We start from the raw sequence: 15,373 nt of genomic DNA on the forward strand, positions 1-15,373 counted from the left end.
GTGGCTCGTTTGAAGAAGAAAATATTTTTGGCAGCACTGACGGCTTCTTTGCTCATCGGTGGTTGTGCGCCGAAATTAGAAAAGACGGAAGAAATCATTAAAGGTGATGGCAAAGGAGAGAAAACGATCATTCCGAATTACCAAATCTCCGAAGATTTTTATCGAGTGCTTTCTAAGCCGGGGAAAGCAAGAGGGATGGTCGTTGCTAATTTAAATACGCGCTATGATATCGTTGAATTTGAAACAGGGTTAATGCGAATCGCCCAAGAGAACTTTTCTCCAGACAGCTATGTGTTCCAAGAAGGACAAATGCTTGAGAAAGATACGATCCGAGCTTGGTTAAATCGAAAATATACAGATGCGCAGCTAAAAGAGAAAGAGATGAAGCCGGAGGAGAACCTAGGACTAAACCCCGTCGATAACGGCAAAGGCTCGGTGCAAGAGCGCAATGAGAAAAGCCCAATCTATTTATCTCATATTATGGAGCATAATTATTTAACGAAAACGAAAGAGAATTCATTAGAATTAAGCGGAGCGGTCATTGGACTAGCATTAAATTCTGTTCATTATTACACGAAAGAAAAATATGGTGCTCAGTATGAACACAAGATTCCGGATGAAGTAATAGAACGAGAAGGAAAGAAAATTGCTGAAGAAGTAGCGAAGCGAGTGCGAACGACAAAAGGCTTAAAGGATGTACCCGTGACAATCGCTTTATTTAAACAGCAAGCCCAAAACTCGGTCGTTCCAGGAAACTTCATCGCCTACACACATCTAGATGAAGATGAGGATACGATTGGAAAGTGGCAACAAGTCAAAGAGAAATATTATTTATTCCCATCACCTGAAGCAGAAAAAGAACGTAGAGATGATCTAGGCTATTTTTTAAACTTTAAACAAGATGTGGAAAAGTATTTTAAAAGTTATAATGGTGTGATTGGAAAAGCGTTATATCATGGAGATGAGCTCGTGAGCTTAAGTATTGAAATTCCAATGCAGTTTTATGGAAAAGCCGAGACGATTGGCTTTACTCAATCTGTTGCGGGATTAACGATGGATCATTTTCCTGCTTATATACCGGTGGAAGTAAAGATCACATCGACAAGTGGCCCAGAAGCGTTAATTGTTAAAAAACCAAATGAAGATAAACCATTTGTTCATGTTTATGAGTAAAAGAGCGGTGAGCCCGCTCTTTTTTTTGTGGGGATTTAAAAAGAAAATTTAAAATTATTTGAAAAATGTATTCACTTCTAATGATTTCTGTTATATAATAAGGGTAACGGTAGAAACAACTGTAATATAACAAAGAGGGGATGAATGTTATGGCCACTCAAACAGCTGGCATTAATGTAACAGGGGCAATGCGACCGGGTTATGCAGAAATTCTAACACCGGATGCTCTACAGTTTATTGAACAGCTCGAACGGCGCTTTGGAGAGCGTAGACGCGAACTTCTGCAAAAGCGTCAAGAAAGACAAAAAGAGTTTGACCAAGGCAAACAACCTGGCTTCCTAGAAGAAACAGCACATATCCGCAATAGTGAATGGTCTATTGCTCCACTACCGAAAGACCTCCAAGATCGCCGAGTAGAAATTACCGGCCCAGTTGACCGGAAAATGGTCATCAATGCACTGAACTCGGGCGCCAAATGTTATATGGCTTGCTTTGAGGATGCAACTTCACCAACATGGGACAACATCATCGAAGGACAAATCAATATGCGAGATGCGGTGAACCGCGCAATCAGCTTTGAAAACCCTAATGGAAAGAAATATGAATTGAAAGAAGAAACAGCTGTGCTTATCGTTCGCCCACGAGGCTGGCATTTAGAAGAAAAGAACGTACAGCTCGATGGAAAACAAATTTCTGGAAGTCTTTTCGATTTTGGCTTATTTTTCTTCCATAATGCTGTGAAGCAAGTTGAAAATGGCACAGGGCCATACTTTTACTTGCCAAAGCTTGAAAGTCATTTAGAGGCGAGACTTTGGAATGACGTCTTCCTTTTTGCCCAAAAGTATATCGGCATTCCAAGAAGCACGATTAAAGCGACTGTATTAATTGAAACGATTGTGGCAGCGTTTGAAATGGATGAAATTTTATACGAGCTGCGCGATCATTCCGCTGGTTTGAACTGTGGACGCTGGGATTACATCTTTAGCTACATTAAAAAGTTCAGAAATCAAGAGAATGTGATTTTACCAGATCGAGCTCAAGTAACAATGACGGTTCCATTTATGAGCGCTTACTCACAACTGACGATCAAAACATGTCATCGCCGAAAAGCTCCGGCTATTGGAGGAATGGCGGCTCAAATTCCGGTTAAGGGTGATGAGCAGAAAAACGAAGAAGCTTATGCAAAAGTACGGGCAGATAAAGAGCGTGAAGCGAAAAATGGACATGACGGTACTTGGGTGGCCCATCCAGGACTTGTTCCTGTTGCGCTTGAGGCGTTCAATGCCGAAATGAAAGAACCGAATCAGATTGAGTCGAGAAAACGGGAGGACGTTCAAGTTTCTGCTGAAGACCTGCTTGCCGTACCAGCTGGTGACATTACTGAACAAGGAGTCCGCGTCAATATTAGTGTAGGCATTCAATACATCGCCTCCTGGTTAAGCGGACGTGGAGCAGCACCGCTACATAATTTAATGGAAGATGCGGCGACTGCAGAAATCTCACGTGCTCAATTATGGCAGTGGATTAGACATTCAAAAGGTGTGTTAACTGACGGCCGCAAAGTGACAATGGAATTATATAAACAATTGAAAGAAGAAGAAGTAGAAAAACTGAAGCAAGAAGTAGGGGAAGAAGTATTTGCTGCTAACCGATTTGAAGAAGCGGCTCAGTTGTTTGATCAATTAATTGTTCAAGATGAGTTTGAGGAGTTTTTAACTTTACCAGGTTACCAAATTCTTTAATATAAAAAAATTGGGGAGGAATTATCATGACAAACGAACGCGTACAACAATTACAAGAAAGCTGGGAAAGCGATGCAAGATGGCAAGGGGTTACTCGTCCATATTCTGCCGAGGAAGTTATCAAGCTTCGCGGATCAATTGACATTGAACATACACTCGCTCGTCGTGGTTCTGAAAAGCTATGGAACTATATGAAAACAGAAAACTTCATTAATGCACTTGGCGCACTAACGGGGAATCAAGCAGTTCAACAAGTGAAAGCTGGTTTAAAAGCGATCTATTTGAGCGGCTGGCAAGTAGCAGCGGATGCGAACCTTTCTGGACATATGTATCCTGACCAAAGTTTATACCCGGCCAACAGTGTACCAAGCGTTGTGAAACGTATTAACCAAGCACTTCAACGTGCCGACCAAATTGCTCATATGGAAGGCGACGACTCCATCGATTACTTCGCGCCAATTGTTGCTGATGCAGAAGCTGGTTTCGGTGGTCAACTGAACGTATTCGAATTAATGAAAGGCATGATTGAATCAGGTGCGGCAGGTGTTCACTTTGAAGACCAACTTTCTTCAGAGAAAAAATGCGGTCACTTAGGCGGAAAAGTACTTCTTCCGACACAAACAGCGGTTCGTAACTTAATTTCAGCTCGTCTAGCAGCCGATGTTATGGGCACGCCAACTGTATTGATTGCACGTACAGATGCGAACGCCGCGGATTTAATTACAAGCGATGTCGATCCTTACGATGCACCATTCATCACAGGTGAGCGTACATCTGAAGGCTTCTATCGAGTGAAAGCTGGTTTGGATCAAGCGATTTCTCGCGGTCTTGCTTATGCTCCATACGCTGACTTAATCTGGTGTGAAACATCTGAACCAAACCTTGAGGAAGCGCGTCGTTTCGCTGAAGCGATTCATGAGAAATTCCCTGGTAAATTACTTGCTTACAACTGCTCTCCTTCATTTAACTGGAAAGCAAAACTCGATGATGAAACGATCGAGAAATTCCAAGTCGAGCTTGGTAAAATGGGCTATAAATTCCAATTCGTAACATTGGCTGGATTCCATGCGCTTAACCACAGCATGTTCCAATTGGCTCTTGGCTACAAAGATCGCGGCATGGGCGCTTACTCTGAACTTCAACAAGCAGAGTTCGATGCTGAAAAAGATGGCTACACAGCAACACGCCATCAACGTGAAGTAGGAACAGGCTACTTCGACCAAGTATCAATGGTTGTGACTGGTGGAGAATCTTCTACGACAGCTCTGAAAGGCTCAACAGAAGAAGAACAATTCCAAAAGCAGTAATCAAAGTGAGAAATAACCTCCGAGTGAATAAGCTCGGAGGTTATTTCTTTTAATAAGAAGCTACTAGAAAGAGTATGAGCGTGGTAAAATAAACTTTGTGCGAATTGCTATAAACTCAGGAAATTTGATAAGATGAATAGTATTGTGACACGCTTTAATTTTTATGGAGGTGAAGGGAATTGACACGTATTACAGAAGAAGAAGTGAGACATGTGGCGAATTTAGCGCGCCTTGCGGTGACGGATGAAGAGGTAGAGAAATTTACATCTCACCTTGATGCCATTATCTCTTTTGCTGAGCAATTAAATGAGCTAGATACAACGGATGTATTACCAACATCCCATGTTTTAGATATGAAAAACATTATGCGTGAAGATGAGGCGAAACCAGGCCTTCCGCAAGAGGAAGTATTGAAAAATGCCCCGGATCATCAAAATGGGCAAATTCGCGTACCATCGATTATTGAGTAAGGAGGGAACAGGATGTCATTATTTAATCATAAGCTGACCGAGCTTCACGATCTTTTACATAAAAAAGAAGTATCCATCCCTGATTTAGTGGATGAATCTTATAAAAGAATTCAAGAAGTAGAGGACAAGGTTCAAGCTTTTATCACATTAAACGAAGAAAGTGCTCGCAAACAAGCAGAAGCGTTACAAGCAAAAGTCGGAACAGATGAGGCGAAAGGCCTTTTATTTGGGATGCCGATTGGAATTAAAGATAATATCGTCACAAAAGGATTACGCACAACGAGCGGAAGCCAAATTTTAAATAACTTCGATCCGATCTATGATGCAACGGTTATGAACAAGCTTCACGCGGCAGAAACGATCACGATCGGTAAATTAAACATGGATGAATTTGCGATGGGGTCTTCAACAGAAAACTCTAGCTATCAAAAAACGCGTAATCCATGGGACTTAGATCGCGTGCCAGGCGGATCTTCAGGTGGTTCAGCCGCAGCAGTAGCCGCAGGAGAAGTACCATTTTCTCTAGGTTCAGATACAGGTGGTTCGATTCGTCAACCAGCCGCTTTCTGTGGTGTCGTAGGATTGAAACCTACATACGGACGTGTATCTCGTTTCGGTTTGATCGCATTTGCTTCTTCCTTAGATCAAATTGGCCCAATTACTCGCAATGTTGAGGACAATGCTTACTTACTAGAAGCGATTTCTGGTGTTGATCCGCATGATTCTACATCTGCGAACATTCCAGTTGATTCTTATACACAAGTCTTAACTGGTGATGTGAAAGGTCTTCGTATTGCTGTGCCGAAAGAATACCTTGGTGAAGGTGTGTCAGAAGAGGTACGTCGATCCGTTCTTGATGCATTGAAAGTGTTAGAAGGCATGGGCGCAACTTGGGATGAAGTGTCTCTTCCACATTCTAAATATGGAGTGGCGACTTACTACTTATTAGCGTCATCAGAAGCTTCTTCTAACTTAGCTCGCTTTGACGGTATTCGCTACGGCTACCGCGCAGAAAATGCTGAAAACTTAATCGACCTTTACAAGAAAACGCGTGCGGAAGGCTTTGGGGATGAAGTGAAACGTCGTATTATGCTTGGAACATTTGCGTTAAGTTCTGGTTACTATGATGCGTATTACAAAAAAGCGCAACAAGTCCGTACATTAATTAAAAAAGACTTTGAAGATGTATTTGAAAACTACGATGTCATCATCGGTCCAACAACGCCAACACCAGCGTTTAAAATTGGTGAAATCATTAATGATCCATTAACGATGTATGCGAACGACTTATTAACGATTCCTGTTAACTTAGCGGGCGTACCAGGTATTTCTGTTCCATGCGGCTTCTCGAATGGTATGCCACTCGGTCTACAAATTATCGGTAAGCATTTTGATGAGAAAACAGTATATCGTGTTGCTCACGCATTCGAACAAGCAACAGACTTTCATAAACAAAAACCAACATTGTAAGGGGTGAACAAAATGAACTTTGAAACGGTCATTGGATTAGAAGTCCATGTAGAGTTAAAAACGAATTCGAAAATCTTTTCATCGGCACCTGCTCACTTTGGGGCAGAGCCAAATACAAATACAACAGTCGTTGACTTAGGTTACCCAGGTGTACTTCCAGTTGTTAATAAACGCGTCGTCGAGTTTGCGATGAAAGCAGCAATGGCACTGAATTGCGAAGTCGCACCTATCACAAAATTTGACCGCAAAAACTATTTTTATCCGGACAATCCGAAAGCTTACCAAATTTCGCAGTTCGATCAACCAATCGGTGAAAACGGCTGGATTGAAATTGAAGTAGGCGGCAAAAAGAAAAAAATCGGGATCACTCGCATTCATATGGAAGAGGATGCTGGTAAATTAACGCACGCAGGCAACGTTTCTTTATGTGATTACAATCGCCAAGGAACGCCACTTGTGGAGATCGTATCTGAGCCAGACATTCGCACACCAGAAGAAGCGTATGCTTATCTTGAAAAAATAAAATCAATCATCGAATATACAGAAGTGTCCGACTGTAAAATGGAAGAGGGTTCTCTTCGTTGTGATGCCAATATCTCATTACGTCCATACGGGCAAGAAGAGTTCGGTACAAAAACCGAGTTGAAAAACTTAAACTCTTTTAACTTTGTTCGTAAAGGATTAGAATATGAAGAAAAACGCCAAGCAGATGTGCTAATATCTGGTGGCGTGATCGATCAAGAAACTCGCCGTTTTGACGAAGCGACTGGTCGAACATTATTAATGCGTGTGAAAGAAGGCTCTGACGATTACCGCTACTTCCCTGAGCCGGATTTAGTTGATATCCACATTGATGACGAGTGGAAAGAGCGTGTACGTGCAACGATTCCTGAGCTTCCAGATCAGCGAAAAGAGCGTTACATGAACGAGCTTGGTCTACCTTCACATGATGCGAACGTATTAACGATTACGAAAGAAATGGCTGACTTTTTCGAAGCAACGGTGGTAGCGGACGCTGATGCGAAACTTGCTTCCAACTGGTTAATGGGTGAAGTATCCGCTTATTTAAACGCGGAAGGCAAAGAGCTGGCTGAATGTGAATTGACACCAGAAGGCTTAGCCGGCATGATTCGTTTAATTGAAAAAGGCACGATCTCTTCAAAAATCGCCAAGAAAGTATTCAAAGAATTAATCGAAAACGGCGGCGATGCAGAGAAGATCGTCAAAGAAAAAGGCCTTGTTCAAATTTCCGATGAAGGTGTGTTATTGAAATTCATCAATGACGCATTAGATGCGAACCCGCAATCAATCGAAGACTTCAAAAACGGAAAAAGCAAAGCAACAGGCTTCCTAGTAGGTCAAATTATGAAAGCCTCTAAAGGACAAGCGAACCCAGCTGTGCTGAACAAGTTATTATTAGAAGAAATTAAGAAACGATAATGAGTGGAACCTCCTGAGCAGATGCTTGGGAGGTTTTTTGTGTGGTGGAGGACGATTCAGTAAATCCGGCCTACGAGTCATCAAAAAGAGGTGAGAATTCATGAAAAAGAGCCCTAGATTCAGCAAATCGCCAGCGCAAGACAGTAAAATCACTCAAATGTTAAATAATTGTAAATTACGTGTCCAATTAAAAGGATTTAGACTTGTTCTATCGAATTAGGCAGTATCAAATGTAGAAGGAGTGTTGAAATGATTGTTAAGGAAAGGAAAATTCCGATGAAAATTTTGAAGCTAGAGGCTTTGTTACGGCGTCTTCCTAGTGAACATCTGAAACGCTTTCATATTGAGGAAGAATTAGCTATTAGTAAAGCAGGATTTAGAGGAGAACAGACAATAGATTACTATTTTGGTTTTATTCCAACAGAGGATTATCTCATCTTTAATGATCTTCGGCTGTCAATACGTAATCGATTCTTTCAAATCGATTCTCTTCTTCTCACTGCGAGCTATATTTTAATCATTGAATTAAAAAATATAGCAGGAACGATTTGGTTTGATGAGACCTTTCAGCAAATGATCCGCATTCAAGAGGGAAAAGAGGAGAGATTTCCGAACCCTATTTTGCAAACAGCTCGCCAAAAGCTTCAATTGCAAGAGTGGCTTGCGAAGTATAACTATCAAAAAATCCCCGTTCATACCGTAACTGTTTTTACTAATAATAAGTCCATTATTAAATCCTCCTCTTCCAATCCTCATCTCACACAACAAGTTATACAAGTTGAAGAATTTCTTGCTTTTCTAGAGAAGATGAATGATAAAAAAGTATTAACAAATAACGATCTTCAAAATCTATCTATGCTTTTTATGACTAATCATATACCCTCAGATATTGATGTTCTCCAACACTTCCAAATCGAAAAAAACGAATTAATGAGCGGGGTACAATGTCCACATTGTTCAGCAATCCCGATGATAAGAAATTTGCGAAAATGGCAATGCTCTGTTTGCTTGAAATTCTCACATAATGCTCATCTCGCTTCCATTCAAGATTACGCTTTACTTCTTCATTCAACTATTACCAATCAAGAACTTCGCCATTTCTTACATATATCGTGTCAGCAGTTAGCTTATTATTTACTACGTTCAATGAAACTATCAAGTTCCGGTCACAAGAAAGGAACTGTTTGGCATATAAATATTTAATTCACAGTTGACAAGTTGGATATAAAAACTTAAAATAAACCTATAAAAATAATCGGAATTAAAACAGGAGGGAACGAGTATGCAAGAACAGTATAAAGTCATACCAGGTGCTGAGGCATTTTACTTTGAAGGAAATGACATTGGGATTTTGCTTTCTCACGGTTTTATTGGAACGCCGCAAAGTGTTCGTTTTTTAGGAGAAAGCTTGGCAGCCAAAGGGTTTACTGTTCTTGCTCCTCGCCTTAAAGGACATGGGACGCACTATTTAGATATGGAAAAATGTACGCATGAAGATTGGTATGAAAGCTTTAAGAAAGGCTATCATGCATTAAAAGCTCGCGGAAAACGCATATTTTTGATGGGACAATCAATGGGTGGCACGTTAACGCTTAAGCTAGCATCGGAGTACAAGGATATCGAAGGGATCATCACGATCAATGCCGCTCTTACTATTCCAAAGCTTGAATATTTAAAAAGAGCACCAGCTCCTCGTTTTATTGAGGAGGGTGCTCCGGATATTAAGGCAAAACACGTCGATGAAATTGCGTATGATAAAGCGCCTGTTCGAGCGATTCGTGAATTACAGAGCTTAATGGTGGAGGCTCCAAGCAAACTATCAAACATCAAAGTGCCAGCGCTTTGCATCAAATCTTTCATCGATCATGTCGTTCCACCGGAAAATACGACGTTTATTTATAAATATATTTCGTCAACAAATAAACAGCTCGTCACTTTGCCGAACTCTTATCACGTAGCGTCTATGGATCATGATAAGGAAATGATTGTTGAGCATGTTACACGTTTCATTTGGAAGCATGCGAGAACAGGCTCGTATGTGTCTGCGAAGTAATCGAAAAAGGGTGTCGGAGATTGACACCCTTTTTCCGTTATTTTATTACATCCACTATGAGTTCAACTGCTTTCTCCATCTCTTCTTCCGTTACCGTAAGTGGTGGAAGAAGGCGAAGAACATTAGTGCCAGCTGTCAAAATGAGCAAGCCTTTTTCACGGGCAGCGGTGACGAATGGAGCAGATTCACAATCGAGTTCAATGCCAATCATTAAGCCTTTGCCCTTGATGTTCTTCACTTGTGGGGCAGCAGAGAGAGCGGATTCTAGTATACTTGCAAACTTTTCTCCTTTTTTAGCGACTTCCTCTAAAAAACTTTCATTAAAAATCGTTTGCAATGTTGCTTTAGCGGCTGCTAATGCGACAGGGTTGCCTCCGAATGTCGAGCCATGTGAGCCAGCTGAGAAGGCCGTCGTCAGCTCTTTTTTTCCGATGATCGCACCAAGTGGCAAACCACTCGCGATCCCTTTCGCTGTGGAGACAATATCTGGGTCAAGGCCGAGATGTTGAAAGGCGAACGCTTTTCCTGTCCGACCAATTCCTGTTTGCACTTCATCAATAATGACGAGTGCTCCTTGTTGATGCGCCAGTTCCACTGCTTTTTGTAAAAACTCCGCTTCTCCGGAATTGATCCCGCCTTCTCCTTGAATCACTTCAAACATAATCGCAGCCGTGTCTTCATCTAGCGATTGTTCAAGTGCTTTCCAATCGTTCAAAGAAACATATTCAAACGTCGGTAGCATCGGGCCGAAGCCTGTTTTGATTTTATCCTGTCCAGTAGCAGCCATTGTGGCAAAAGTGCGACCATGGAAGGAATCGAAAAACGTGATGACCTTGCTTCGGCCAGTCGCTTTACGGGCAAGCTTAATCGCCGCTTCGTTCGCTTCGGCACCACTGTTAGCAAAAAAGACGAGGTCAAGCCCGGATACCGCTGTTAGTTGTTCAGCCACTTCTTCTTGCAGTTCAATTTGAAATAAATTCGATGTATGCCAAAATTTATTTAGCTGTTCCTCGACGGCTTTTTTCACTTGATCAGGAACATGACCGAGGTTGCAGACGCTGATCCCCGAAGTGAAATCTAAATAAACTTTTCCGCTTTTATCTGTTAGCCAAGCTCCTTTTGCGGCAACGGGTGTGACATCCCAGCGAGCGTAAGTAGGGAATAAGTAGCTCATAAAATCACCTTTTCTTTTACGAATTTTGTCCCATACCATTCACCATTTTGGTAAAAGGCTTTCTTTCCAGATACGATATGAACTTGTTTCACGTGATCAGAAAATGTTTGGAGCGCCGATTGTACTTTCGGAATCATGCCGCCGCTAATGACTCCACTTTCAATGAGTTCATTCGTCTGTGCTTCTGATAGTTCAGAAAGCAACTCCCCATTTTTCATCACGCCATCGACATCCGTCACCATGAGAAAATGCTCGGCCTTTAAGGTGTTAGCGACCGCAGCTGCGGCAAGGTCAGCATTAATATTTAACACGGTACCATCTGGACCCGCTGCAATCGGTGTTAATACCGGAAGCAGCTGTTGCTCGCATAATAGTTGAAGGAATGGGCTATTCACTTTTGTTACTTCTCCAACAAAACCAAGCTGTTCTTGATCGATAAATTTTGCTTGAAGCAGGCCGTTGTCGCTTGAGTTCAATCCAATGGCGGCTAAACCATGCTTTTCTAGCAGACGAACGAGCTTGCGGTTCAGACTTCCAGACAGAGCGAGCTCTGCTGTTTTTAATACTTGTTCATTCGTTACGCGCAAGCCATTTTTAAATTCGCTTTTCACTTGTAGCGTCTCAAGCATGTCATTGATTTCCGGCCCTCCACCGTGCACAAATACAATGGAGTAGCCTTGTTCCGTCAGTTCTTTCATACTAATAAAAAATGCTTCGGATAATTCACTTAATACACTTCCGCCGCATTTCACAACAATTGTTTTCATGAGGTACCTCCTTGAGAAAAAATAGGAAGGAGCCTGTTTGGATGGGCTCCTTTGTTTTTAATAAGTCAACATCGATTCACTGTCGTTCATCGTGTTGTCCAGCTCCGCCAACTAGCCGCTCGAGGTCAAAAGCCAATCCGCCCAAAAGGTTAAAGAGCAACCTTTCAGTCGGCTCGTCTTTTGCTTGTCGCGGCTGATCAAGTTGGCTCTGCATTTCGTTTTCCTTTATCTCGTGCGGATGGCTCCAGTTCATACGCCGCTGATCAGCGCTTTCCGCTTTTCTTCGTTGTCCAGCTCCGCCTCCTTGGGGCTCGAGTTAGATGCCAGCCTGACTGCATGGCTGAAGAACGCCATTTCGTCATTCTGTCATCTGCTTGTCGCCCCAGGACAGTCGGCTCCGCTTTTCTTCGTTGTCTAGCTCCAGCCGCCAGCGACTAGTGGACTTCCACGATCCTCCTTGCGATAAGTCAACATCGATTCACTAACGTTCATCGTGTTTCCTTTATCTCGTGCGGATCATTCCAGTCCATACGTCGCTAATCGGCGCCTTCCGCTTTTCTTCGTTGTCTAGCTCCAGGCGCCAGCGACTAGTGGATTTCCATGCTCCTCCTTGCGATAAGTCAACATCGATTCACTGTCGTTCATCGTGTTTCCTTTATCTCGTGCGGACCATTCCAGTCCATACGTCGCTAATCGGCGTCTTCCGCTTTTCTTCAAGTCCGATAGCTTGCGTTGATTTTGATGTAGTCGTAGGAGAGGTCGCAGCCCCAGGCCATTCCGTGTCCTTCTCCTAAGTGGAGGTGGATGGAGATTTTGACGGTTTCTCCTTTAAAGTATTCGATGATTTGGTTCTCTGAATAAGCGACGACTTCGCTTTGTTCAAGGATCGTTTGGTCACCGATGGCGATATCGATTGTTTCTGGATTGACGGTGATGTCGGCGTATCCGACAGCGCTAATGATTCGTCCCCAGTTGGCGTCCGCACCGAATACAGCTGTTTTGACGAGGTTCGAGCCAACGACTTCTTTCGCTGCGATTTGTGCCTCTTTGTCATTTAGTGCACCAAATACTTCAACTTCTACAAGCTTCGTTGCTCCTTCGCCGTCTCTCGCAATCTTCTTGGCTAAAATTTCGCTTACTTCCTTGAGCATCGCTATAAATGTATTCCACTGTGGATGATCAGGGGACAGCGGCTCATTGCCCGCTAATCCGTTAGCCATCACGACAACGGTGTCATTCGTTGAAGTATCACCATCAACGGTGATTTGATTAAATGTTTGATCGGTCACTTGACGAAGGGCCGTTTGTAAGTGTTCGGCGGCAATCACCGCATCGGTTGTAATAAAGGCGAGCATCGTCGCCATATTCGGATGGATCATGCCGGAGCCCTTTGCTGCGCCGCCCACTGTGACCGTTTGACCATCAATAACAGCTTCAAAGGCGCATTTTTTCGTCATTAAATCCGTTGTTAAAATCGCCGTCTCAAATTGCTCGGCACTTGTCTCATTAGCAGCGGGCTGTAGCTTTTGAATGCCGCTTTCGATTTTATCCATTTGTAAATGTTCGCCGATGACACCTGTGGAAGCGACGGCTACGTAATGCTCAGGTAGGTCGAATTTCTCAGCAAGTGATTTTCGTGATTCGTACGCATCTTGCAATCCTTGTTTTCCTGTACAAGCATTGGCGCAGCCACTGTTGACGAGAATCGCTTGTAATTTCTGTTCAACGGAAAGGCTAGCTTGTGTCACTTTAATCGGTGCTGCTTGGAAATGGCTCGTCGTATACACAGCGGCACTTTCTGCTGGTACTTCTGAAAAAATCATGCCTAAATCGTTTCTCGTTTCACGGACACCTGAGTTCACGCCAGCAGCGGCAAATCCTTTCGGTGAGATGAGCGAGCCTTGTTGTATTTCATGAATAGCTGACATGCTTCTTTTCCTCCTATGGGTACATCGGGAAGCCTTTTAAACCAGCTGTTTCTTCAAAGCCGAACATTAAATTGGCATTTTGAATGGCTTGCCCTGCTGCCCCTTTCATTAAATTATCGATCACGGCGACAATCGTGACGCGATTTGTTCGTTCATCTATATCAATACCGATATCGCAGAAGTTAGATCCCGTGACTTCTTTCACGCCAGGAAATTCCCCAAGAGGGCGGACACGGACAAAATGATCATGCTGATATGTTTCTTCATATATTTGATGTAGCTGTTGTACGGACATTGGCTGTTTCAACGGTGCATAAATAGTTGACATGATCCCACGAGATACGGGCAGCAGGTGAGTTGAGAATGTAATCGGTCCGGTAGTTTCATCCCATAGGTTCAACTGTTGCTGAATTTCTGGAATATGTTGATGCTCGTTTACTTTATAAATTTTAAAATTGTCGTTCATTTCAGCGAAGTGAACCATTTGCGATAGCCCACGGCCGGCCCCTGAGACACCAGATTTGGCATCGATGATGATCCATGAAGGGTCGATCGCTTTTGCTTGCAGTGCTGGTGCTAGTGCTAATAAAGTCGCTGTTGGGTAGCAGCCAGGATTAGAAAGTAAGGTCGCTTGTTGAATATTTTCGCGATTCCACTCCGTTAAGCCGTAGACTGCTTGCTTGAGCATGTCGACAGTAGCGGGCTCTTTTTTGTACCAATTTTTATAATTTTCTGGATTCTTCAGCCGCAAATCTCCTGATAAATCAACGACTTTTGTATCGTTGGCTAGTAGTTGCGGGGCAAGCTTAGCTGCGGCTCCAGAGGGCACAGCTAGAAAAACGACATCTGCTTCTTGTGTAATCTTTTCTGTATCAATTTTCATTAAAGGTAAGGGACAAATGTTGAGCAAATGAGGGTACTCCTCTGTTGCAGGTACCTTGTCTTTGCTTGAGGAATAAATGGCGTCAAGGTGAAAATCTGGATGATTGGATAAAAGACGTATAAGTTCGATACCTCCATATCCAGTTGCACCGATAACAGCAGCTTTCATAGTAACCTCCTTATGTATTTTTATTTATATTTTTACATAAATATTAGTGTTTTTATAATTATAAGATTGTTGTAAAATTAAATCAACCGTTTTTGCAAAAATATGTGATCATTGCAGGGTTTATTCAAAAAATATAGAATATAAAACAAGTGGTTCAATTTTTAGGAATGATACGGAGGCACACATCATGACTTTAATGGATTGGTTTGAAAAAGGATTGAAGCCGGAGCAATATGTGGATCAAATGGAGCAAAATAAAGAAAATGTGCAGCAGATCCAATCTGCATTCCAGCTTGCGAAAATGGAAGCATCCTTTTTGTCTCGGCTGCAAGAAGAGAATTTAAAGGCCATCGTGATTACAGAAGATTGGTGCGGAGATGCGATGATGAATGTTCCAATCTTTCTTGAGCTTGCTCGGCATGCCCACATCGATGTTCGCATTCTATATAGAGATCAACATTTAGAATTAATGGATCAATATTTAACGAATGGGACGTCGCGCTCGATTCCGATCATCATCTTTTTCAATGAAGAAGATGGAGAGAAGGTAGTATGGGGACCACGTGCACAGGCGGTTCAAGAGTTAGTCTCAAGTAAGCGCTCTAGCTTGCCACCTCTTGATCATGAATTGTTTGAACAAAAGCAGCAAGAGATGTATCGAGAGTTAACTCATGCGTTTCTCACGGAAAAAGGCTTATGGCAAGAAGTGTATCGGAGTATGAAAACGGCTTTAACGGAGAAGTTAATTTAATGATGGACAGGCTGCTGGAACTATTCCTAGCCTGTTTTTTTATATAA

15 protein-coding genes are annotated in these 15,373 nt (G+C 42.5%); 9 read left to right on the plus strand and 6 right to left on the minus strand.

Annotation, left to right across the window (positions count from 1 at the left end; translation table 11 throughout):
- Window positions 1-9: 9 nt before the first annotated feature.
- The 8 genes from ACSVDJ_RS03090 (at window position 10) to ACSVDJ_RS03125 (ending at window position 9,655) form a co-directional block, all read left to right on the plus strand.
- On the plus strand, window positions 10-1,173 hold the full coding sequence (locus ACSVDJ_RS03090; RefSeq protein ID WP_439170602.1) for a CamS family sex pheromone protein: 1,164 nt from the start codon (window positions 10-12) through the stop codon (window positions 1,171-1,173).
- Window positions 1,174-1,322: 149 nt separating this feature from the next.
- On the plus strand, window positions 1,323-2,915 hold the full coding sequence (gene aceB / locus ACSVDJ_RS03095; RefSeq protein WP_439170604.1) for a malate synthase A: 1,593 nt from the start codon (window positions 1,323-1,325) through the stop codon (window positions 2,913-2,915).
- 26 nt (window positions 2,916-2,941) lie between these two features.
- Window positions 2,942-4,222: an isocitrate lyase gene (gene aceA, locus ACSVDJ_RS03100; protein WP_439170605.1), complete on the plus strand. Its 1,281-nt coding sequence runs from the start codon at window positions 2,942-2,944 to the stop codon at window positions 4,220-4,222.
- Window positions 4,223-4,401: 179 nt separating this feature from the next.
- Window positions 4,402-4,692 carry an Asp-tRNA(Asn)/Glu-tRNA(Gln) amidotransferase subunit GatC gene (gatC, locus tag ACSVDJ_RS03105; protein ID WP_439170606.1) on the plus strand — a complete coding sequence of 97 codons (291 nt, stop codon included), beginning with the start codon at window positions 4,402-4,404 and terminating at the stop codon, window positions 4,690-4,692.
- A 12-nt stretch (window positions 4,693-4,704) separates the two neighbouring features.
- Entirely contained in the window at window positions 4,705-6,162 is a 1,458-nt protein-coding gene (gene gatA, locus ACSVDJ_RS03110; RefSeq protein ID WP_439170607.1) for an Asp-tRNA(Asn)/Glu-tRNA(Gln) amidotransferase subunit GatA, read from the plus strand.
- Between the two features lie 12 nt (window positions 6,163-6,174).
- Entirely contained in the window at window positions 6,175-7,602 is a 1,428-nt protein-coding gene (gene gatB, locus ACSVDJ_RS03115; protein WP_439170608.1) for an Asp-tRNA(Asn)/Glu-tRNA(Gln) amidotransferase subunit GatB, read from the plus strand.
- A 249-nt stretch (window positions 7,603-7,851) separates the two neighbouring features.
- Window positions 7,852-8,805 (plus strand): nuclease-related domain-containing protein, encoded by a 954-nt coding sequence (locus tag ACSVDJ_RS03120; protein ID WP_439170609.1) that lies wholly within the window; start codon window positions 7,852-7,854, stop codon window positions 8,803-8,805.
- Window positions 8,806-8,884: 79 nt separating this feature from the next.
- Complete coding sequence (locus ACSVDJ_RS03125; protein WP_439170611.1) at window positions 8,885-9,655, plus strand: alpha/beta hydrolase; 771 nt, start codon at window positions 8,885-8,887, stop codon at window positions 9,653-9,655.
- A gap of 37 nt (window positions 9,656-9,692) precedes the next feature.
- On the opposite strand, the gene argD is transcribed toward ACSVDJ_RS03125, so the two are convergent.
- From argD to argC, 6 genes are all read right to left on the minus strand, one after another.
- Window positions 9,693-10,829, minus strand: coding sequence for an acetylornithine transaminase (gene argD / locus ACSVDJ_RS03130; protein WP_439170612.1), 1,137 nt, complete (start codon window positions 10,827-10,829; stop codon window positions 9,693-9,695).
- The gene (argB, locus tag ACSVDJ_RS03135; RefSeq protein ID WP_439170613.1) at window positions 10,826-11,596 is read right to left on the minus strand and encodes an acetylglutamate kinase; all 771 of its coding nucleotides are present in this window, start codon (window positions 11,594-11,596) and stop codon (window positions 10,826-10,828) included. Before argB ends, argD begins: the two co-directional genes overlap by 4 nt.
- A gap of 76 nt (window positions 11,597-11,672) precedes the next feature.
- Complete coding sequence (locus ACSVDJ_RS03140) at window positions 11,673-11,810, minus strand: hypothetical protein (protein WP_439170614.1); 138 nt, start codon at window positions 11,808-11,810, stop codon at window positions 11,673-11,675.
- Between the two features lie 353 nt (window positions 11,811-12,163).
- A complete protein-coding gene (locus ACSVDJ_RS03145) occupies window positions 12,164-12,313 on the minus strand; it encodes a hypothetical protein (RefSeq protein WP_439170615.1) in 150 nt (49 codons plus the stop codon).
- The gene (argJ, locus tag ACSVDJ_RS03150; RefSeq protein WP_439170617.1) at window positions 12,310-13,524 is read right to left on the minus strand and encodes a bifunctional ornithine acetyltransferase/N-acetylglutamate synthase; all 1,215 of its coding nucleotides are present in this window, start codon (window positions 13,522-13,524) and stop codon (window positions 12,310-12,312) included. The genes ACSVDJ_RS03145 and argJ overlap by 4 nt, the downstream gene beginning before the upstream one ends.
- 13 nt (window positions 13,525-13,537) lie before the next feature.
- A complete protein-coding gene (gene argC / locus ACSVDJ_RS03155; protein ID WP_439170618.1) occupies window positions 13,538-14,575 on the minus strand; it encodes an N-acetyl-gamma-glutamyl-phosphate reductase in 1,038 nt (345 codons plus the stop codon).
- Between the two features lie 187 nt (window positions 14,576-14,762).
- Here argC and ACSVDJ_RS03160 point away from each other — a divergent pair, with 187 nt between their 5' ends.
- Window positions 14,763-15,326, plus strand: coding sequence for a thioredoxin family protein (locus ACSVDJ_RS03160; RefSeq protein WP_439170619.1), 564 nt, complete (start codon window positions 14,763-14,765; stop codon window positions 15,324-15,326).
- Window positions 15,327-15,373: the final 47 nt, after the last annotated feature.

Origin of the sequence: Bacillus sp. Hm123, assembly GCF_051842975.2 — a bacterium.
Taxonomy (GTDB): domain Bacteria; phylum Bacillota; class Bacilli; order Bacillales; family Domibacillaceae; genus Bacillus_CE.